16 protein-coding genes are annotated in these 20,872 nt (G+C 54.8%); 8 read left to right on the forward strand and 8 right to left on the reverse strand.

What is annotated here, in order from left to right; genetic code table 11:
• Positions 1-286: 286 nt before the first annotated feature.
• Both ACR0MS_RS17580 and ACR0MS_RS17585 read right to left on the reverse strand, forming a co-directional pair.
• Positions 287-1,000 (reverse strand): response regulator, encoded by a 714-nt coding sequence (locus ACR0MS_RS17580; protein WP_480576823.1) that lies wholly within the window; start codon positions 998-1,000, stop codon positions 287-289.
• Positions 993-3,224 (reverse strand): ATP-binding protein, encoded by a 2,232-nt coding sequence (locus tag ACR0MS_RS17585; protein WP_480576820.1) that lies wholly within the window; start codon positions 3,222-3,224, stop codon positions 993-995. Before ACR0MS_RS17585 ends, ACR0MS_RS17580 begins: the two co-directional genes overlap by 8 nt.
• A 259-nt stretch (positions 3,225-3,483) precedes the next feature.
• On the opposite strand from ACR0MS_RS17585, the gene ACR0MS_RS17590 reads away from it, so the two are divergent.
• The 5 genes from ACR0MS_RS17590 to ACR0MS_RS17610 all read left to right on the forward strand — a co-directional run bounded on the left by ACR0MS_RS17590 (position 3,484) and on the right by ACR0MS_RS17610 (position 8,517).
• Entirely contained in the window at positions 3,484-4,323 is an 840-nt protein-coding gene (locus ACR0MS_RS17590) for an alpha/beta fold hydrolase (protein ID WP_480576817.1), read from the forward strand.
• Positions 4,324-4,385: 62 nt separating this feature from the next.
• Positions 4,386-5,216, forward strand: coding sequence for a class I SAM-dependent methyltransferase (locus ACR0MS_RS17595; RefSeq protein ID WP_480576814.1), 831 nt, complete (start codon positions 4,386-4,388; stop codon positions 5,214-5,216).
• A 114-nt stretch (positions 5,217-5,330) separates the two neighbouring features.
• Entirely contained in the window at positions 5,331-5,690 is a 360-nt protein-coding gene (locus tag ACR0MS_RS17600) for a group I truncated hemoglobin (protein ID WP_480576811.1), read from the forward strand.
• A 3-nt stretch (positions 5,691-5,693) separates the two neighbouring features.
• Complete coding sequence (locus ACR0MS_RS17605; RefSeq protein WP_480576808.1) at positions 5,694-6,716, forward strand: adenylate/guanylate cyclase domain-containing protein; 1,023 nt, start codon at positions 5,694-5,696, stop codon at positions 6,714-6,716.
• 397 nt (positions 6,717-7,113) lie between these two features.
• Positions 7,114-8,517: a pyridoxal phosphate-dependent decarboxylase family protein gene (locus ACR0MS_RS17610; protein ID WP_480576805.1), complete on the forward strand. Its 1,404-nt coding sequence runs from the start codon at positions 7,114-7,116 to the stop codon at positions 8,515-8,517.
• A gap of 223 nt (positions 8,518-8,740) precedes the next feature.
• Here ACR0MS_RS17610 and ACR0MS_RS17615 read toward each other — a convergent pair whose 3' ends face one another.
• On the reverse strand, positions 8,741-10,726 hold the full coding sequence (locus ACR0MS_RS17615; RefSeq protein ID WP_480576802.1) for a DEAD/DEAH box helicase: 1,986 nt from the start codon (positions 10,724-10,726) through the stop codon (positions 8,741-8,743).
• Positions 10,727-11,318: 592 nt separating this feature from the next.
• Here ACR0MS_RS17615 and ACR0MS_RS17620 point away from each other — a divergent pair.
• Positions 11,319-12,503: an alpha/beta hydrolase gene (locus ACR0MS_RS17620; RefSeq protein ID WP_480576799.1), complete on the forward strand. Its 1,185-nt coding sequence runs from the start codon at positions 11,319-11,321 to the stop codon at positions 12,501-12,503.
• Between the two features lie 122 nt (positions 12,504-12,625).
• Here ACR0MS_RS17620 and ACR0MS_RS17625 read toward each other — a convergent pair whose 3' ends face one another.
• A complete protein-coding gene (locus ACR0MS_RS17625) occupies positions 12,626-14,509 on the reverse strand; it encodes an SLC13 family permease (protein ID WP_480576796.1) in 1,884 nt (627 codons plus the stop codon).
• A gap of 140 nt (positions 14,510-14,649) precedes the next feature.
• Between ACR0MS_RS17625 and ACR0MS_RS17630 the strand changes: the two genes are divergently transcribed.
• A complete protein-coding gene (locus ACR0MS_RS17630; protein ID WP_480576792.1) occupies positions 14,650-15,570 on the forward strand; it encodes an SGNH/GDSL hydrolase family protein in 921 nt (306 codons plus the stop codon).
• Positions 15,571-15,592: 22 nt separating this feature from the next.
• Complete coding sequence (locus ACR0MS_RS17635) at positions 15,593-16,477, forward strand: SGNH/GDSL hydrolase family protein (protein ID WP_480576789.1); 885 nt, start codon at positions 15,593-15,595, stop codon at positions 16,475-16,477.
• Between the two features lie 8 nt (positions 16,478-16,485).
• On the opposite strand, the gene ACR0MS_RS17640 is transcribed toward ACR0MS_RS17635, so the two are convergent.
• From ACR0MS_RS17640 to ACR0MS_RS17655, 4 genes are all read right to left on the reverse strand, one after another.
• Entirely contained in the window at positions 16,486-16,866 is a 381-nt protein-coding gene (locus ACR0MS_RS17640; protein WP_480576786.1) for a hypothetical protein, read from the reverse strand.
• Positions 16,867-16,947: 81 nt separating this feature from the next.
• On the reverse strand, positions 16,948-17,349 hold the full coding sequence (locus tag ACR0MS_RS17645) for a DM13 domain-containing protein (RefSeq protein ID WP_480576782.1): 402 nt from the start codon (positions 17,347-17,349) through the stop codon (positions 16,948-16,950).
• A gap of 321 nt (positions 17,350-17,670) precedes the next feature.
• Positions 17,671-18,756: a DUF2652 domain-containing protein gene (locus tag ACR0MS_RS17650; protein WP_480576779.1), complete on the reverse strand. Its 1,086-nt coding sequence runs from the start codon at positions 18,754-18,756 to the stop codon at positions 17,671-17,673.
• 121 nt (positions 18,757-18,877) lie between these two features.
• Positions 18,878-20,794: an adenylate/guanylate cyclase domain-containing protein gene (locus ACR0MS_RS17655; RefSeq protein WP_480576776.1), complete on the reverse strand. Its 1,917-nt coding sequence runs from the start codon at positions 20,792-20,794 to the stop codon at positions 18,878-18,880.
• Between the last annotated feature and the right edge of the window lie 78 nt (positions 20,795-20,872).

A 20,872-nucleotide genomic window follows, 5' to 3' on the forward strand; every position in this document is an offset into this window, starting at 1 on the left:
CAACCTGCCGTAACTTCGAGACAATCTCTTCGGGCTTCGGTCTCTTGTTTGCCATTCGTGGTCCTCCGTTTCCTAAACATAACGGTGGACCAGTTCAGTTGGGGAGGCTCATAATCTACATTCGGTGGCGGCCACGTTCAGGTTCTAGAGTCACGATGCATCGTACTTCGCTTCGCTGCGTCATTCACGGCCCTTAAAACGGAGCGGTGACATGCGCGACCCTTACGGGCTGACAGACGTGCATGGGCGACGTCGCCATGACGATCAAACAACGATGGCGACGGGCTTACTTCGGATCATACACATAGCCAATCCCGCGCACGGTGCGGATGATTTCCGGCTTTTCGGGATTGGCTTCAAGCTTTCGGCGCAGTCTTGAGATTCGGATGTCAATGCTGCGGTCGAACGGGTCCCATGACCTGTCATGGGCATGTTCCAGCAACTGGTCACGGTTCAGGACACGCCCCTTGTTGTCAGAGAAAACCTTGAGAAGACGGTACTCCATCGCAGTCAATTGAATTTCGGTCCCGTCAGAGGCCAGAAGTTTTGCGGCGTCCTTGTCCAGCGTATAGTCACCGAACAAGACGAGTTCACCGCTGTTTTTTTCCGATGCTTCAGCCTCGCTTCCGGCCCCGCGGCGCAGAACCGCCTTGATCCGGGCCTCCAGTTCGCGCAGATCGACCGGTTTACCAAGGTAGTCGTCGGAACCCATTTCAAGCCCGATGATCCGATCGACCACATCGCCCGCCGCGGTCAGCATGATGACCGGGGTCGTATTGTCAGGCCGCAAAGACCTGAGAATAGACAGTCCGTCCTCTTTCGGCATATTGATGTCCATGATCATAACATCCACCTTGCTTGCCGCGATGATGGCGCGAAGTTCGTCCCCTCCTGAGGCAGCCGAAACCTGATAGCCACGTTTGCCAAGGTACTCCTGCAGCATCTCGCGCACGTCGATTTCATCATCGCAAACCAGAATATGGGTTTTTTGATCATCCATCAGATTGGTCCTTCTGGTCTGCTAGAAGCTGTCCCGCAAGCGTTCTGAGTTCGGACGGTGACACAGGTTTCTCAAGATAGGGCAAGCCCGACTCCTTCAATAAGCCCAAAGAGCTTTCGCCCATCGTGTCGCCGGTAATATAGGCAGTCTTGTCTAACATTTCGGGAAAGTCCGTCTTCAACGTCTCGAATATCTCGCGGCCATCTACACCGGGCATGTTCAGATCACTGAGGAAAATATCGTAGCGTGATGCGCGTAATTGACTTAGCGCCTCTTCACCCGAAGAGACGAATTCAACGTCAAAGCCTTCCTTCCGCAGAATTTCGGCGTTCAGCTCGCCCACTTCCACCTCGTCATCCACCACCAAGGCCCTGTACTTGGCCGAAGTTGAGATTGCTTCCTGCGGCATGTCCGCCTTTGGGCTTTGGGTGTTGGCAGCGGGTAGGGTGATCCGGAAACAGGTGCCGGATGTGCTGGTCTGGTCCAACCTGATCTGGCCGCCATGCGATAGAATGATCCGGTGGCAGAAGGCCAGGCCTATGCCGGTTCCGTCACCGACTTCCTTGGTGGTAAAGAAGGGTTCAAAAATACGGGGGGCGATATTCTTGGGGATGCCCGGGCCGTTATCGTTAACCGTGATTTCGATCATCGCAGGGTCTGAGAGAGCCTCGGCAGCCAGCAAAATCGTGTCACCGACACCGGATGAAGCCATGGCTTGTTCCGCATTGATGATCAGGTTGATTATGACCTGCGTGATCTGATCCGCGTCACCTGCAATGGGCGGTAAATCTACGGGCAGGGACCGTTTGATGCTGATGTCACCTGAGGTACTGCCATAGTCCACCACGCTTGCGGCGGTTTCGATCATGGCAGGCACATCGACCGGTTCGATCTTACTGGGTTGTTGCCGCGCCATTGCAAGAAATGTCTTTACGATTTTGGCACATCGTTCAGCTGCATTACCGATCTTTTCGATCCGGATGGTTAGATCTGGATCAGTGATCTCTTCCTTCAGCATCAGCGAATGGCCGACAACGACTGATAGTGGGTTGTTCAGCTCATGCGCCACGCCAGCAAGTAATTCGCCCAAAGCTGACATCTTCTCGTTCTGGAACAGCAACTCGCGTTGCTTAGTCAATTCGGCTTCGATCGCCAGTTCTTCAGTTAAATCGCGCGTGTTCGAGACGATGACCTGCTCACCGTTGAATTCGATTAGACGCGATGAATCCGCTGCCCAGAAGCGGCGCCCATTTACATCAACGAACTCCATCCGCCGGTCTTTGAGCGATCCGGCCTGTCGTAGGTCCTTGAGATATCGCTCCCGCTCGGACGGGTCTGCGTAATAGGATTTGGAACTGTCCGCATCGCCAAACAGAGCCTTGATTTCGGGCGTAGCGAACAGCACTTTGCCGGTCTCGGCATGAGTCATGTTGATGGCTGCTGGGTAGGCTTCCATCACGTGTCGGATAAGGGCATCCGCTTTTTTTTGCTCCGTCAGGTCTATGATGCTGGTGACGATAACTTCTTCGCCTTTGTAGTCGATCAGTTGCGAAGAGATCGACGCCGGAAAGGTCTGACCTTGGGCATTCACCAAATCAAGCTTGTAGTCATCCACATGCCCGTCGGCCAACAGCAGTGTAATGAAATCGGCGCGGTCATCGGGGTTCAGATAGTGCTCTTTGGCTGATTTGGCGGGGCCGAACATCTGCAACGCGGCAGGGGTGCGATAAAGTATCCGGCCATCACCTATCCGCGCCATGGTGACAATGGCCGAACTTGCATCCAGTACCTTTCGGATCAGAAGATCGCCATCGCGTTCCTCAACCTCGGCCTGCTTTCGTTCGGTAATATCTTCGCGCGTAACGACAAAGCCGCCGAACTTGGTGGGATGAACCGAGACGAGGTAGGTGCGCCCGTCGGTTTCGACCAGTTCGTAGTCCTGGATAAACTCGATCCCATTGGCCAGCCTCTCCGAGACCCATTCCTGTTCGTTGCCGATGGCCCCTGCATAGATACCCCGCCGCGCGGTCTCGCGCATCAGGATTTCCCAATCAAGGCCGGGCTCCAGAAGGTCGGAAACCCCCTTGTTCATTTCGGCATAACGCTGGTTGAACATCACCAGACGACGGTCATCGTCATAAAGGGCAAACCCTTCTTTCAGTGACTCGATGGCATCGCGCAGAAGGTCCCGCGCTTTCTCAATTTCTTCAAAATCGTTGGCCATGCCCAGTGTCATCCTAAATGTCTACGATAGCAGTGTTTCAATGCCATTTCAAAATTGGCGTCTCGTGTTTCAATTGTTTCGCAAGCTGTCCGTTCTTGTGACAGACGTCCAAAATCCTGTTGTGTTTCAAACAAGATAGCGAGTTGTGTGAACGGATTCACATAGCAACAACTGAAACGCTATGCGGGCCTTTCCGAAATCACACTGAAACAATCAAAAGCCAGTTTTAGCCCATCACAAACGTAATTGGGTTAGAACAATGAGTTTTTCGTTTAGCTTCACTGAAACAACCAACGCACCCATCGTCGCGTTGCATTCGTCCGCATCCAATGGCAGCCAATGGCAACGTCTGGCCGAAGACCTGAAAGATCGGTTTTCAGTCCATGCGCTTGATCTGCCCGGATATGGCCGGAACCCTGTTGAGGGGGACATGACACAGACAGGCGCGGCAGTTGCGGCGGTCCCTGTCATCCGCGAGATCGAGGCGCTAGAGCGCCCGGTACATCTGGTCGGTCATTCGAACGGTGGCGGTATTGCACTCAAGGTTGCCCTGCTGCGCCCTGATCTGGTGAAAAGCCTGACGGTCTATGAACCTGCGGCGTTTCATTTCCTCAAGCACGGGGATGATCGCAGCCAGGGGCTGTTTAACCAAATCAATCGTTTGTCAGATATGGTCACGGCTGCGGTTCGTGATGGTAACCCCGCGGCAGGTATGCGGCACTTTCTGGATTTCTGGAATGAAGGCGGTTTCTGGAGCAGCCTTCCAAGTGCGGTTCAGAACCGGTTTACTGGTCAGATCTCGTCGGTCATGACCGACTTTGCCAACGGATTTGCCGAGACCTGGGACCTGAAGGACCTGTCCGGGCTGCGAATGCCTTCGCTGGTGATGACCGGGCTGGACTCGCCTGAGATCGCCCAGCAGACGTCGCTGTCTATTGCCAAGGCACTGCCTAGTGCACGCGTCGCATTGCTGCCGGAACTGGGGCACATGGCTCCGGTTTTCCAGCCCGACTGGGTCAACTCGAGAATTATCGAACATGTAACCAACTCCGAACGCCCAGCGGTGAATATTAGTTGGCCGGATCAAAAAGCCGCGTAACCCACCTGCAATTTAAGCAATCGCTGAAGTCAGATCAGCACAACACAAAGAGGATCAAAAAAATGAATGTTCAAGCATCCAATACTCCCGCACCGGATTTTACAGCCATCAAAGCAAAGCAGAACGTCGCCTGGGGATCAGGCGATTACAGCAAGGTCGGTGTGACCCTTCAGATCACCGGTGAAGAGCTTGCCGAGGCCATGGACATGATGCCGGGTGCCACGGTTCTGGACGTCGCAGCAGGAAACGGCAACGCGACACTGGCCTTCGCCCGGCGCTTTTGCGATGTCACCTCGACAGACTACGTCGAGGCGCTGCTACAGGCCAGCGGCCAGCGCGCCAAGGCTGAAGGTCTGTTCGTCACCTACAAGGTGGCCGACGCGGAAAACCTGCCTTTCGGCGACCAGTCCTTTGACGCGGTTGTTTCGACCTTTGGGGTTATGTTTACGCCGAACCAACAGCAATCAGCTGCGGAATTGCAGCGTGTGGTCAAGCCAGGCGGCAAGATCGGAATGGCAAATTGGACCCCTGACAGCTTTATCGGTTTGCTTTTCAAAACCATCGGCAAACACGTTGCGCCGCCAGCAGGCGTCAATTCTCCAGCTTTTTGGGGCAGTCGCGATTGGGTGGACGAAACCTTTGGAGGCACCTGTGACGTGGCATCGTTCAAACGCAAGAACTTCATGTTCCGCTACCGCTCGGCAGAGCATTTTCTGGAATACTTCCAAACATTCTACGGCCCCATGCAAAAGGCGTTTGACGCGCTTGATCCAGCGGGACAGACGGCGTTGCGTGACGACATCATGGCTTTAATCGAAAAGTTTGATGTTTCGACAAATGAGACCCTGTGTATCTCGTCGGAATATGCCGAAATCGTAGCCGTACGTCGCTGATATTACGGCGCTTTTGTCCAACACCTTCTGGTTGCAAGCCAGCTGGTGTTGGATATCTACCGTTAAAATGCGTGACTTGAATTTGTAGCAATCGCTTTTGAAAAGGGTTTCAGCATGGCTGAACGCACACTTTATGAGAAATACGGCGGGTTTTCGAACATCAGCAAGATCGTGATCACGTTTTACGACATACTTCTCGACAATGATGAAGTCGGCCCATTCTTCGACGAGGTGAATATGGCCAAATTGGTCGATCACCAAACCAAATTTATTGCATCTCTTCTTGGTGGCCCAGCTTCCTATACCGACAACCAGTTGCGCCAGTTGCATTCGCATCTCGACATATCCAACGCGCATTTCGATGAGTTGGAAGTGGTTTTGCAAGACGCCCTGCAGCAACACAAGGTGGAAACCGATGATATTGCGGCCGTCATCGCTGAATTCGGGAAACGTCGCCCCCTGATTGTTAGGTAATCCATGACTATCGAAGCCATTAATGAACAGCTCCTGCGTGCCATCGGTGTCGGTGTCGCGTTACTGGACCGCGAGACGCTGCAATTCGGGTTCTGCAACGACACGTTTACCGAATGGTTCAACGGTGAAAACCAATCGCGCCAGTTGCAGCAGCTTTTTCCCGATCTGGATGTTGGCACCGTACAAAAGAACCTGCTCGAAGCCGGGCGTCACACTTCGGAAATCAGTTTCAAGAAGAAACGCAGGACCCTGGTGATCGCGATGGATTTCACGGTCGCCCATGACGACGTGCTGGTGTTGGTCTGCCAGAACATAACCCGCATCAAAGAGTTGGAATCCATGATCGATTCCTACTCGATGATGGTCGAGCGGAACACGCGTGAGCTCAAACGGGAAAAGGAACAGGTCGAGAAACTGCTGCTGAACTTGATGCCTCGATCTGTCTACGAGGAATATAAGACCTTCGGTGTTGTAACGCCTCAGCTTTATGATCCGGTGTCGGTGCTGATGCTGGATTTCGTTGGCTTCACCGAGATGGTTGCTTCGCAAGACCCAAGTGTCACTGTTACGGAATTGAACGACATCTACAGCGCGTTTGACCGGATCGGTGAGCAATTCGGATGCGAGCGCATCAAAACAATCGGAGATGCCTATATCACCGTGGCAGGATTGCCAGATCCGACGCCGGATCACGCCAAGGCGATTGCAAATACGGCCATCCGTTTCGTGCGCTACCTCAACCGCCGCAATCTGAGCCACCCGCATCAATGGCGGTGCCGCATCGGTCTGGCCTCCGGTTCCGTGGTCGGATCTGTCGTTGGTATCCAGAAATATGTCTACGACATCTTTGGTCCGGCGGTTAACCTCGCCTCGCGTTTGCAAGAGTTCTCGGAGCCCATGCAGATCACTGTGCAGGATGAGGTCGCTGAGGTCCTCAAAGACCAGTTTGACCTTGAAAGCATAGGCTCAAGGGCCATTCGAGGATTTAGTGAACAGAAAATTTGGAAGCTGTCCGATAGAGATTAAACTCAGTCTGGGTGTGTCGGCGCAAGCGCGGCAAATGTTTCAACCCTGCTCGTGTTGAGAGTAATCTGATGCCGAGATTTCCTGATCGGTGGCAAGGCAGTGCAAGCCGATGAGGTGAGCTGCTGGTACTGAGGTATTTGTGTTTAGTTTCTTGGAAGCCAGCTAACAAATTATTGAATGTTGTCTGCACTCGGCAAAGCCTCAAATGGAGAGCTTTGAAGCCTGACAAACTGGGCTTTGCAACTTCCGACGTACGGAACTCGCTGCCCGTCAAAGCAAGTGTATGAATGTCCGGTCTGGCCGCAGGCAAACACCTGCGTTGACTGAGGAAAAGCTCGACTGCTCTCCCAACGCCAGCTAGCCTCTCTTCTACAAAATTTGATCGAGAAAGATTTGCATGCCGGATAATGAGATAGCGCCGCTGAGTGCAGACGACCGCACGGCTATGTTAACCGCAGCACTCGAGGCGGTAGCGTACCGAGGTACCCTTGCGGAGGCCGCGGTCAAGCCAGAACTGCGCCCGTCAGACTTGGCTATGGAGTTCGACTGCATACTTCCCGATCAAGGGACAGCCGCATCGTCCGTGATCGAGGATTTGATTGCGATTGCTGGCAAGGGCCTCCATGCCCATACGTCCCCCAGGTTCTTTGGTTATGTGTGTGGTGGCTCTATGCCAGTGGGCGCGGCTGCGGATTTTCTTGTGACCTCATGGGGTCAAAACTCTGCCTCTTCTTGGGAAAGCCCGTCGGCTGCCCTAATCGAGCAAACTGTTTGCCAATGGTGCCTTGAACTTCTGGGCCTGCCTGTGGACAGCGGCGTTGGGATCGTTTCCGGGGCAACTGTTGCCAATGCCCAGGGCATCATCGCGGCACGTGACGCCCTACTGCAAAGACAAGGATGGGACGTCGTTGAGAATGGTCTCTTCGGCGCACCGGACATTCCGGTCATTTTGGGGGATGCGGCCCATTCCGCGCCGATGGCTGGCGTGCGCTACGCAGGGCTTGGGCTTGGTCGAGCGACACGCCTCTCAACCGATGATCAAGGTCGCATCTCGATCAGTGCGCTCGAAGTGGCGCTCGCGGAATGCAAGCAACCTCCACTGGTTATTCTCCAAGCTGGCCAGATCAATACGGGTGCCTCCGACCCATTTGCAGAGGCCATTCCGATGGTTCACGACGCGGGTGGCTGGGTGCACGTGGATGGCGCCTTTGGTTTATGGGCGCATGCCGTGCCCGATTTGCGCGATCGGGTGGAAGGCGTTGATGGTGCAGATAGCTGGGCTGTGGACCTGCATAAATGGCTCAACGCGCCGTATGACGCCGGGCTTTGCATTGTGCGCGACCGTGCAGCCTTGGTGTCCGCGATGAGCGCGCGCGGCGCATATCTTCCAGAACTGGGCGAGACTTGGGAACCAAGCGACTCCACGCTCGAGCTAAGCCGGCGTGCGCGGGGCATTCCGAGCTATGCAATTATTCGACATTTAGGGGCGCGAGGCGTACGGTCGATGATTGCGCGTCACTGCGCCCTTGCAACACATTTGGCAGACCGATTGGGCGCTGTTCCGGGCGTCGAGATATTGAATGAGGTCGTTCTGAACCAGGTCGCCATAGCCTTCGAAACAGACGAGTTAACGACGAAGGTCCTAGAAAGAATTCAAGACAGGGCCCGGGTGTATCCCAGCCATGGCGTTTGGAACGATCGACAGATCATTCGCGTTTCGGTGATCAACCATGCAACCGACTACCCTGATATCGACCTGCTCGCCAACGAGATTTTGGACGCCTACAGAGCTCTCAGATGATAGCCCGGCGCGGGAGGAAGCGTTTCCTGATGCGCAGCGCCAACCATGTTTTTCAAAGCTGCGGCGCTCCGAATGACCACGTAGAAGTGAAAGACCACCATTGCGAAGGAAAGGGTTATTCAGATCATCCTGTGCTGGCGATACGCGATGCGCGAGTCCAATTGCCTTTGGGGGCAGGGGGATCGGGTTTTGTCCCCCCGCCTACTGACAGGTATCTGACGGCTCAACTTCTCTTTGAGGGCTTGCGGAAAGGTATTGCTTCTCCGCCCTTGACGTTTCTGCTTTTCGAACGCGCGGTGTTTTTGTTCTTGGCGTTGTGAGGCGTCTTTCGCTCTCTCAGAGATTTGGAAGCGTCCGAGGCGTTCTTGTCTCGTTTTTGCTGCTTCTGATCCTTCGTTGCGGGTTGTGGCTTTGCCGTTCCGCGCTCGCTTGTCCGCTGCGCGTCCGATGCATTGGCCTGCTTTGGTTTGTCTTTGCGCGCTTGCTTATGCGATTTGCTTGCGGCGGATTTCCCTCTGCCCTTTGGGTGTTTGGGCGCGAATTGGGTATCTTGCTCTGAAGGTTTGGAATTGCGCGCAGCTTTTGACGGTTTGCCTGAACGCGGCTTTTTGGTCTCGGCGGCGTCGTCCGATGAATGTGCTGCCGCAGGCGGCCCCTTAGGAGAGGCATCGAAATCTGGTGTGCCCGCCAGCTCGGTCAGGGTCGCGCCTTGTTCTATGGTGAGCCCAGCCCCCAATTCTTGTTTCATTGCGGGCACGGCATCATTGGCAATCTCGACAAAGGTCTCTTGGTATTGAACGCGGATTGCGCCGATGGCGTCTTTGGAAAGACCCGCATTGCGGCACAGCATTGGCAACAACCAACGCGGCTCTGCGCGCTGTTTGCGACCCAGGGAAAGCGAGAACCAAGTGCTTGGCCCAAACGCCGCGCGCGTATCAGGTTTGCGTTTTCCAGGCTCCGGCACCGTTCCCAGAATCTCCGGCGCTGAGTGGCGTTCTCGGTAGAGGCGCAAATAGGCTGCCGCGACCTGTTCTGGTGTCCTTCCCTTAAGCAGCCGTTCTGCAAAAGCAGTTTCCTCGGCGCTTGGCACCTCATCCAAGGCAGGATTGGAAATGATGCGCGCCTCTTCCCGCGCAAGAACTTCATCCGCCGAGGGCGGGACGCCCCATTCGGCCTCCAACTTGGCCGTTTTCAGCAATCGTTGCGCCTTGGAGCGGTGCCGACCTGGAACAATCAGGATGGACATTCCCTTGCGCCCGGCGCGGCCCGTGCGCCCCGAGCGATGCAGCAACGTTTCCGCATTCGAAGGCAGATCGGCATGGATCACCAACTCCAACCCCGGAAGATCAATGCCACGGGCGGCCACGTCCGTTGCGACGCAGACCTGCGCGCGTCTGTCACGCAAGGCTTGCAGTGCATTGGTGCGCTCTGTCTGGCTAAGTTCCCCTGACAGAGAGACGACAGAAAACCCCCGATTGGAGAATTTTGCTGTCAGACGCGCAACCATGGATCGGGTATTTGCAAACACGATCGTGGTCTGTGCGTCGTGATAGCACAGCAAGTTGATGATCGCTTTTTCGATATCTGACGGCGCCACGTTCAAGGCGCTATAGGTAATGTCCGAATGCTGAGCTTCTGTGCTGCCGACCTTGATCCGCTGTGCGTCTTCTTTCTGGTAAGTCTGCGCAAGCTTGGCAATACCGCGCGGAACAGTGGCCGAGAACATCAGGGTGCGGCGGCTTTCAGGCGTTTGATCAAGGATGTATTGAAGGTCTTCGGCGAACCCCATGTCCAACATCTCGTCGGCTTCGTCGAGAACGGCGGTCCTCAAATCGCTCAGGTCGATGACCCCGCGTGTGATATGATCGCGTAGGCGTCCAGGTGTGCCGATCACGACATGCGCACCGCGCTCGATCGTCCTGCGTTCGGTGCGCGCATCCGTGCCACCCACGGCCGACGCAGTGACGATCCCGGCCTCGGCAAACAGCCAGTCGAACTCTCGCCGGACTTGCAAGGCCAGCTCGCGCGTGGGTGCGATGACCATAGCCAGCGGCACGGCTGGTCGGTCAAACCGACCGTGCTTGTCGAGAAGCTCCTTCGCCATTGCCAGCCCGAAGCCTACGGTTTTGCCGGACCCGGTTTGCGCAGAGACAAGCAGGTCTTTTCCCGCCAGCGCTTCGTCTGACACAGCCTTTTGTACAGGCGTCAAACCGCTATAGCCTTTTTGGGTTAGCGCTAGGGATAGGGTTTTCGGAAGGGCGGAGAAGTCTTGCATGGGTCACCAAATGCCGGGAAAGACCCGCCGATAATGGTATTTGGTGCAGATGTATAGCCCGTAACGTGCTTTCGAATGAGAATGTGTCAGTCGCAGGACGCAGATTATCGCACCCGCCATACAACGGCCGCTGTGTTTCATACCTTGTGACTTCGTTGACCACTAAATCGACTGGCTTGGTCGCCAATTGGTTTAGGAGTTGTGCCCATCAAAAGTTAAGGCGAGTTTCTTTAACTCGGTTTGTGACACAACCAACCTTTCAGCTAACGAGACGTTGCCATCCATCAGCGCGTGGCAAATCGCTTCCTCCAATTGGTTTGCAAGCCGCAGTAACAACGGCCCAGCTTCGCCGATGGTTACATGATTTCTAGTTGCTGTTGTCCGTTTCAGTTTGTTCGTTGATATTTGAGGCATAGCGCAATTTCCTGATTGGCTCTGCGGTCTAGGGTATCCGTATTAAGCTGACGACGCCGTTGACTTATCGTTGTCGTATCGTTGAACCTTGTGGGCAGCGTTGGAGGCATGCATGAAGCGATGGGTATTGAATCTTAAAGATGGCAGTTTGTCATCAGGACAGGTTCAATCGACGCTATCGCCAAAAGCAACCGAAGTGCTAGAGTATATGATTTCCAAGTCCGGGGCGGTCCTGTCTCGGGAAGAAATTCTTCGAGGTGCGTGGCACGGCCTGTTCGTTAATCCTGATCTTGTGCGTGAGTACATTTTCGAGATTCGAAAAGCGCTTGGCGATGATGCAAAAAACCCGCGTTACATTGAGACCGTGGGCCGACGCGGATTTAGGCTGATCGGGCCGGTTTCCATTCTTTCCAGTGAAGATCAGATTTCTCACTCTGGTCATTTCCCAGACCAACCTGATCCGTTGCCTCCCGTAAAATTTTGCCACTCAAGGGATGGAACATCCATAGCCCATACTGTTTCCGGCGAAGGGCCCCCATTGCTGATTTCCGGAAGCTGGATGACCCACTTGGAACAAGATTGGCAGAACCCAGCTTATGGCGATTACATACGACACCTGTCAGACAAGTTTTCCGTCATTCGCTATGATCAGCGTGGAAATGGTCTGTCTCAATGGACGGATGTTGACATTAGTTTTGAGCGCATGGTCGACGACATGGAAGTCGTGATAGATGCCTACGGTTATGAAAAGGTGGCAATACTGGGCTTGTCGCAGGGCGCGTCTGTTTCGGTGGCTTACTCGCTTAGACATCCGGAACGCATTTCCCATCTCGTATTAAGTGGAGGATACTCAAGAGGGCGCAAACATCGCGGCAATGACGCAGAGATTGAGGAAAGTGAGGCCCTTGTTAATTTGATCCGCAATAGCTGGGGAAACGAAAATCCTGCAATACGGCAAATCTTGACCACGATGTTCATGCCGGATGCAACCAAGGCAGAAATGCAATGGTTTAATGAGTTTCAAAAGCTCTGCGGGCCAGCAGAGAATATCGCTCAGTTTCGCGCTTTGTTTGACGATATTGACGTCAGCGGACTGTTACCGAAAGTTTCTTTGCCAACACTAGTTCTTCACAGCGACAGGGATGCGGTGGCCCCGCTCTCGGAGGGAAAACGACTGGCGTCCCAGATTCCGAATGCGTCGTTCGTGCAATTGAATAGCCCCAACCACTTGCTATTCTCGTCAGAGCCCGATTTTGCCAAAATGATTGCTAACATCGACAGCTTTGTTCGACACTGAAACTCTTCCAGAACAACCAGTGGAACTTTTCAGGCAGTTTATTTTGCGGCAATGTCCGCGCATCTGACCCTTAACGGCTTAGGATAATGCGCTTGCTCGGATGTCCGTTTTGCACAGGCTGTTCAGAAAATCACGTTGAGCATCACCAAGGAAACCAACAAAAACAGAACAGTCATGATGCCGCCGGAGCGCACGAAGTCCATTACCTTATACCCCGCGGGCCCCATAATCAGCGCGTTGACCTGATGGGTTGGAATGATGAAGCTGTTCGAGGTCGAGATTGCAACTGTAAGCGCAAAGGCCGCGGGGTTTCCGCCGGCGGCTACGGCAATCGAAACCGCAAGGGGCACGAGCAGAACGGTGGCCCCGACATTTGACATAACCAGTGAAAACGCGGTGGCCAAGATCGCGACACCGGCTTGAAGCGCCCAAATTGGCCAACCGTTCAAAATGATCATGATTTGCTGGGCGATCCACGCCGCAGTCCCGGTATTTTGCACCGCTTGTCCCAGCGGTATGAGGCATGCCAGCAGAAAAACCGTGTTCCAACCCACCGCCCTGTATGCCTCATCGACACTGAGTACTCGCGTGAGCATCATTCCGGCGGCGCCTGTCAGAAGGCAAAGGGATAAGCGAACGTCGGTGAACAGTATCATCGACAGCGAAATTGCGAAAAAGGCCAAAGCCCAACCGACCTTCTGGGGCCGCAGCTCATCCTGTGGAAAATCGGTTGTCACGACCACAAAATCGGGATCTCTCTTGACCCGCATCAGGTTGTCCCACCTTGTATGCGCAACAAGCATGTCGCCCGCGTGAAAGTTTTCGAGCCCGATCTGAGTAGATTCGTGCGTCTCAGTCTCGACGTGGCTGAGTGTTTCTTCTCCGCGGTGAATAGCAAGCAGCGACATGCCATAGGTCTTGCGGAACAAAAGCTCGCGGGGGCATTTCCCGATCAGCTTGCTGTCAGGTGTTACAACAACCTCGGCAATTCCTGCATTGGTTGGTGCAAATTCTTCGACGAAGATATCCAGTTCAGGAAGAACCGTCAGGCCGAATTTCTCGGCAAACTGTTCGACGACCAAGCGATTTCCTATGATGGCAAGCCGGCACGGAGCGGCGATCTCGGCGGTCAGCACCTGAACCATGGACGTCTTACCGCGATAGAAGGTGGATATTATGTAGAGATGATTTTCATGGTTGATGTCAGCCAGTATCTGCCCGACCAACGGGCTTTTTTCTGACACGATCACTTCGAAAACTTCTGCCTGCAACCCGTAGACCCGTTGCAGGTATTCCTGCGTTCCTTGCCCTGTGCCGGTGTTGTCGGATCCGGTATCTCCGGGCAGCACCCAGCGCCCAAAGAGCAGAAAGTACCCGATCCCGGTCAGGATCAGGGCCGCCCCGATTGGCGCGACCGAGAACAGGCCAAAGGGTTGAATTTTTTGGCCTTCAGGCAGCCCTTCGTTTGCAGTCTGGACGAGGTCGTTCAGTAGGATCAGCGGAGAAGACCCAACCATAGTCATCGTGCCGCCGAGAATGGCACAAAACCCCATGGGCATCAGCAGGCGGGACAGTGGAATCCCCGACCGCGAGGAAATGCGGCTGACGACCGGTAGAAACAGTGCGGCCGCCCCGACGTTCTGCATGAATGACGAAATAACCCCGACCGTTCCCGAAATAATCGGCAGGACCCGATTTTCGGCCGTGCCGCCATATTTCAGAATGACCGCGGCAACCTTGTTCATGATGCCGGTTTTGTCCAAACCGGCCCCGACGATCATGACCGCGATGATCGAAATCACAGCGTTTGACGCAAACCCATCAAACAGATGCGTAACATCTGCCAGGTTCTCAAGCCCCGGCGCGTAGCTGAGAAGTCCGACAAGGACCAGAACCAGTATGGCGGAGAGGTCAATTCTGACAATCTCTGTAACGAACAAGAAGACGGTGAAGGCCAACAGAACGCACACCACTCCCATCTCAAACGTAAAGGTAACTTGTTCCAAGGAGCCCACCGAGACTTGGGTATTTTGCTAAGGTGAATACCTAAACCATCGCGCCCGCACTGTCATGATATTTCGATTTTCCGCAGGCGCGGCGGATATAACCAGGTATTGATTGGTGTTACACCGCATGATCGCGCATTGTGGCGCGAAGTGCCGGGTTTGGTCCGGTCTCGGTCGCGACTGTAGAAGGTGAATGTGTGGCATTGCTCAGAACATCAGTTTTTGGACTTTGGCTGGCCGCTGTTTCGGTTTTGAGTGCACAGCCCGCGACGGCGCAACCGGATATTCTGATCCTGGGGGACAGCCAGATTTCGTTCGGCGCAGGCAAAGAGTACCTGAGATTCTTCGATGAGCTGGAGGATCGGTGCAAGATAACGCCTGAACGCAAAAAGGCCTTGGGCAAGTTAGGCAACCGCGAGACTGCTGCGATCGGCGTCCGCTCGACGTCCTTGCAGTCATGGACATCGCCCAATGGGGCTGCAAAAGGCGCGATCTGCGATGTCGACAAGAAATTCGGGGTCAACGCTGGTGCTTATGGTATCGAAGGGAAACGCGACCGCGTGTTCATCCAGATCGGCAAGGGCAGCGCCTATCAGTTCTGCAAACCCAAACAGACTGCGTTTCAGGCGATGTTTGATGACGGGTATTACAGTCCCGGATTGCTGGTCCTGACCTTTCTGGGCAATTCATCCGATCGCTGGGCGAATACGCCCGAATTGGCCCAACAGGATGCACGCCGCACGCTGGAGCAAATTCCGGACGACATTCCATGCATCTTCATCTCGAGCGTGCCAGTCTATCTGAAAAAGACCAACGACAAACGGATGAAGGCCCAAACCGCAATCGCCCGCGCCTTGCGGCAGGCAGGAACGCAATGTGCCGTGGTCGAAGGGTTCAACAGCAAGACACGTGCCGCGATTGAAGGCAAGCCCGCTTACTTTCGGCGCAACGACGCGGGCAAGGTCAAGGACCCGCACCATCCAAGCCCGGCTGCGGTTCGGGCGTTTCTTGAGATCAACACGACCGAATTCTGCGACGCGGTGTTTTCGGCCGTGAAATAGACGCAATGACTGCAGGGGGGATATGCAGGTGTTGAAAAAGATGATCGCAACTGTTTGCGCCTTGGCCTTTACCACTCCGGGGGCAGGCGCAGGGGAATTCACCTCGCCCGAGATCCTGATTATCGGGGACAGCCAGATATCCTTTGGGTCGGGCCCGGCTTTTCTGGAGTTTTTCAGTGATATCAAAAAGCACTGCCACCCCGATGCCCGGCAGAAAAAGCACCTTGAACGCCTTGGGGAAATGCGGGTCGGGGTGATTGGTGTCCGGTCCAGTTCAATCGACTCGTGGACCGCCAGGTCGGGGCGGGCAAAGGACACGATCTGCAAGGTGGATCCGAAATGGAACGTGAACGCTGGCACTTACGGGTTCGTGAACAAAACCGACAACAAGTATGTGCAGATTGGCAAAGGGAAGGAATATCAGTTCTGCGCCGCCAAAACCTCGCCGCTCGAAGAGATGCTGCGGGACGGTTATTATGACCCTAAATTGATCCTCATGTCCTTTCTGGGCAACTCGGCCAAGCGGTGGGCCAACAGCCCCAAAGCCGCCGTCCGGGATGTTGAACGCCTTCAGGCGCAACTGCCCCCGGACCTGCCCTGCATTTTCATGACCACCGCGCCTGCTTACAAGAAAAAGATCGTGGATCTGCGTCTGCGGGCGCAAAAGAACCTGATGGACGCGTTCAAGGTCACGGGATTGCGGTGCTCGTTCATACCCGGTGCCACGCCCGAAACGGTCGCGGCCAACCAGGGCAACAAGGAATATTTCCGGTTGAACAAGAACGGCATGGTCAAGGACCCGTACCATCCGAATGAGGCCGCTGCCAAAAACTTCTTTGCGCTGGAAATGGACCAGATATGTACGGCGATTTTTGATCAGATCGAGCCGACCAGGGAACAGAGCTAACCCCCTGATCAACCCGCTCGCCTGCGTGGTAGGACAGCCGCCAGAATGACCGCCCAGCCAAGGATGCCCTGTCCGTGGGCGCTGAGATTTCGTTCATACGAGAAAACCAGCATTTCCAAAGGTTTGAGAGGATCTCGGGGCGGCCAGATCACCCATTGCAATGGCAGGTCCGGAATGACCAACCGGTAATACATGTAATAGATTTGCGGCGACAGCCACACGAACAGCCAGAACAGGGAAAGCGCCCCGAAGAACCGCGCCCAGATCGGGAAACGGCGCAAGACACGCCGAGCCAGTAGCACCATCAGCAGAAAAAGGATGGCGCTTAGTAACGTCAACCCGACCTGCCCCCAACCTGACAGGTCAAAGAAGGAATCCTGACGGTACAAATCTGTCCTCCCCGGATGCCGGGTAAAAAGACGAAAACCGCCCATCTTGGCGGGCGGTTTTCCAATGCTTTCAGAGGCCGCTTAACTCAGCGGGGCCACGGCCAGGATCACAGTGAACTTCTCACAATAGATATAAAGCTCATTGTACTTGGAGATGTCGATCCCGGCTGGGATTTTAAACGAGGCTTCGCCTTTCTTGACGGTCAGCTTGTCGTGAATCTTTGAGCCTTTGGCATAGGTCTCACCATTGCCGAAACCGATTTTGATGTCCGGTGGGTTCTTACCGGGGTCAAAAACATAGTCGCTTTTGAGTGTGACGGTATCGCCGGTGACCGAAACCGTCCCCTTCACGTTATACCCACGACGCCCGGACAGACTGCCGGTGCGTTCCTTGTCTGCGGCAAATGCAGCAGGAGTTCCGAATGAGAGTGCGGCTGCAGAAGCAAGTCCCAGCCTCATGAATTGGCGGCGTTTGATCGTCATGGCGAAAGTCCTGTCCAAATCTAAGATGGAAGGAGTCTGAGCAGACTATGCGCGCGCTGCCAATTCACATCGCGTCGAGGGAATTTGAGACTCTGAAACAAATCCGTTCCGTTACTGAGACGCCCAATCTGACCAGTCCCTTAACGCATTGAATGGCCTCAGCTCCTTCGTGATGATGCTTCCCCTTTTGGATTAGGGGTAGAATTGCCTGAAACACGATCCTGATCGGTCGAACGACAGATAACCCTACGAGATAGGTTTCACGGGGATTGGATACCCCTCGATGGAAGTTCCGACTGTCAGTCGACCGGAATTTTTCGGCTACTCTTGTTTGTTTTGATGAAGCTCCGACGCCATGTCGTCCAGAATTCCGAAAGCCACCGGATAAAAGTTTTCGAACAGATCAATGACCGCAGATTCCTCTGCGGGATGATGTTTGCCGTCGGCGTCCGTCAACCGCCCCATCCGATAGACAATCTCGGTCCCTCCTTCCACCGGGGCCAACTCATAGGTCTCAAGATTTGTAAGGCCCTCGATGGACGAATTGTGGAGGATATCGGTCACATATTCGAATGGATTCCAATCGACGATCAGCATCTGAAAATGAGCCGCTTCATGAATGCAATGCAGACGCACGCCAGCCGACGTTCGCGACACATCCCCTTCCCGATAAGCGTCTCTCAACATCATCCAGCGCATCTTGAGCGTGGGGTCCGTAAGCATTTCCCAGGCAACCACCGGTGGGGCCTTCAGAATGTGCCGGGTTGTGAAGACGGCATCCTCATCGGTCACGCGCACCGGCCCGGCGATCTCTCGGTATCTTTGCCAGGCCGCTGCAAGGTCGTAGACCCGCATGGGCACGTCACCAAAATGCTCGAACTGAGCGCTATATTGCATGAGATCCGATGTGATGCCCATTGCCTGAAACGCGTCTTCCGAGAACAGGGCGTAGCTGCGGATACCGGTTTCCTCCTTAACGTCGGTCTTCGCCATACGATGCACCAATATGACATCGGCGCCGGAAATATCCTTCATCGGCCCGATCGACAGCTCTTCAAATTTCCCGTGATGCGCAAGGATTTTCAGATCGAGATCGGCGACGTTGCGACAGGCGTTGCAGGGGCAAGTCGTGTTTTGCACGATGTTCCGGCGGCGTTCGGCGAACGCCCGATAGAGGCTTTCGCATATGTTGAGGAAGGTTTCGCCAGAAGGGAATGGCCCGCTTGAATAGGCAAGAACCGCGTCACCTTCCAGGCCCCGCAATTTCATCGGGTCCTTCAACTCGATAACAATCGCCTCGAGCAGTGACCGTATGATCGGGTTGGCATGCTCCAACTCTGACCGCGTCAGATATCCGGTATACCCGGTGATATCGGCGATCAGTAAATAACCGGTTTGAACTGACATTCGCGCTTCCCCACTAGCACTTCATGCCTTGACTGTAGCTTCCGCCATAGTACCGGGCAAGCGAGCCTGGCATCGTCCCGATAAACTCCATGAGCGTGCGCCGCGAACATATCCGGCGGATCTAGCCCCGGTCATTCATATCCAGTGCCCGGTAGGTGCCTTCCGGCAACCCTGCTTTTCGGAAGGCGTCAACGTAGGGCGCTATGAGAGAGTCCGGACGCTGATAACGGCGATACACCCACACAATATCGGCAACTTTCACGCCGGGACGTGCGGCTTCTAGCCGGTTGAGGGCGCGCTCAAGTTCGTCAGCCTGTCCAAGTTCAGCGAGCGCGGCAATTTCGGGGAGCATTGACCACCAATAATCCAGCAGCACGCCCTTTTGCGCTTCGGCAAGCGCAAGTTCGTATTCACCTTTGTGAAAGTGGTATTCCGAGAGCGCCTGGTGCCAGTCCTTGAAGGTCGACCCCGGGTCAAGGTCGATTGCCCGCCTGATAAGCGCCGCACCCATGTCAAATTGCCCGGTCCAGATCAGCCAGTACCCGATTTCAGCTTCCACACTGCGGTCGCCACCAACCACGAGAGCGTCTTCAGCCTCGGTGAGAAAACCGCCACGATCCCCATTCATGAGCAAAAGAGTACCTAAGATCAATCGGACGCGGGCCGAGTTTGGGTTCAGTGCCTTGGCTTTGTTGGCAGCGGCCAAAGCCCGGTTGAGTTTTTCGTCATAGGTGCCGGCGTAGCGATTGCCGAAAAAACTTAGATCTACACGCAATGCTTCGGCCAGTTGTGCCCATGCGCGCCAATAGTCGGGCTCTTCTGCGACCACTCTTTCAATGCAGCCGTGGACCCGTTTTTGAACATCCGGCCTATCGTACAGATCGTCATAAAACATAGTGCATTCATACGATGACAGCCTTTCAGGTGGTTTCGCCCTGGCTCGCTTTTCATCGGTGCGCCTGATGGCACCCCGCGTGTCGCCTATCGCAACTGCAACCCGCTCTGTGATCCGAGATTGCACATCGAATAGATTGGCAGTTGTCAGTTTCTCATCGAATGCCTCGGACCAGACCTGTGCTCGGCTTTGAGTGTCAATCAGGCGCGCGGTGACCCGCAGACGATCACCCGCCTGTCGTACAGTTCCCTCAAGCACGAAATCTGCCCCCAAGGATTCACCGATCCCGCGCACATCCTGATGCTGCCCGCGGTAGGCGAAGGTGGTATGCCGCGACAAGACGTTGAGGTCGCGGTAGCGTCCGAGTTCGATAATCACATCCTCGCTGATGCCGTCGGACAAATAGTTCTTCGCCGGATCCCCACTCAAATTCTCGAATGCCAAAACTGCAATCGTCGGTCCCGTTGGCCGGACCAGCGTCATGGATTCGTCGAACGAAGCTGCATCTTCGGACGCCGGTCCGGGGGCGAATTGCCAAACCGCAAACACCGCAATGGTCAAAAGCGCTCCGCCGATTGCTGCCACAGTCCCGTGTTTCCGGCTCCAGCTCTGGCGGCTGATCGCCCTGCTTTGGGGGTTCACATTATAAATCCGCACCGGTTCTGAAATGTTCTTCAAGCGAGATTCGCCCAGATATTCGAATCCCGCATTCGCTTTGCCCGCTGCCTGAGTTGCAACAGCTTCAGACACGCAAACACCTCCCGGCTCCGCCAACTCCTCAAGCCGCGCCGCGACATTGACGCCGTCACCATAAAGGTCATCGCCGTCGATCATCACGTCGCCAAGGTTTATGCCGATCCTCAGGTCAAGTCGCTCTTCCGGCAACAGGCCGTCGTTTCGCTCCGCCAATTCACGTTGAATCTCGGTTGCGCAGTTCACTGCATCCACAACCGACGCGAACTCCACGAGTGTTCCATCACCCATCAGTTTGACGATGCGACCATGGTGCGCCTCAATCAGCGGATCAAACAACTCTGACCGAAGGGCTTTGAGCGCACGCAGCACGCCGACCTCGTCTGCGCTCATCAAGCGTGAATAGCCAACCACATCGGCGGCCAAGATCGCGGCAAGTCGACGTTCCATTGATGGAGCTTACGTCAGAACGGTTTGTCATTCCAAGAAACGCCGAAATTCAATCTGGATCGACGCAATCAACAGGAA

It is taken from the genome of Ruegeria sp. CJ2 (assembly GCF_056536745.1).

Coding starts and splice junctions, on each gene's coding strand:
- ACR0MS_RS17600 (WP_480576811.1), top strand. CDS start 5,331: ATGGCTGAACGCACACTTTATGAGAAATACGGCGGGTTTTCGAACATC.
- ACR0MS_RS17580 (WP_480576823.1), bottom strand. CDS start 1,000: ATGGATGATCAAAAAACCCATATTCTGGTTTGCGATGATGAAATCGAC.
- ACR0MS_RS17620 (WP_480576799.1), top strand. CDS start 11,319: ATGAAGCGATGGGTATTGAATCTTAAAGATGGCAGTTTGTCATCAGGA.
- ACR0MS_RS17605 (WP_480576808.1), top strand. CDS start 5,694: ATGACTATCGAAGCCATTAATGAACAGCTCCTGCGTGCCATCGGTGTC.
- ACR0MS_RS17645 (WP_480576782.1), bottom strand. CDS start 17,349: ATGACGATCAAACGCCGCCAATTCATGAGGCTGGGACTTGCTTCTGCA.
- ACR0MS_RS17650 (WP_480576779.1), bottom strand. CDS start 18,756: ATGTCAGTTCAAACCGGTTATTTACTGATCGCCGATATCACCGGGTAT.
- ACR0MS_RS17595 (WP_480576814.1), top strand. CDS start 4,386: ATGAATGTTCAAGCATCCAATACTCCCGCACCGGATTTTACAGCCATC.
- ACR0MS_RS17610 (WP_480576805.1), top strand. CDS start 7,114: ATGCCGGATAATGAGATAGCGCCGCTGAGTGCAGACGACCGCACGGCT.
- ACR0MS_RS17655 (WP_480576776.1), bottom strand. CDS start 20,794: ATGGAACGTCGACTTGCCGCGATCTTGGCCGCCGATGTGGTTGGCTAT.
- ACR0MS_RS17585 (WP_480576820.1), bottom strand. CDS start 3,224: ATGGCCAACGATTTTGAAGAAATTGAGAAAGCGCGGGACCTTCTGCGC.
- ACR0MS_RS17635 (WP_480576789.1), top strand. CDS start 15,593: ATGCAGGTGTTGAAAAAGATGATCGCAACTGTTTGCGCCTTGGCCTTT.
- ACR0MS_RS17590 (WP_480576817.1), top strand. CDS start 3,484: ATGAGTTTTTCGTTTAGCTTCACTGAAACAACCAACGCACCCATCGTC.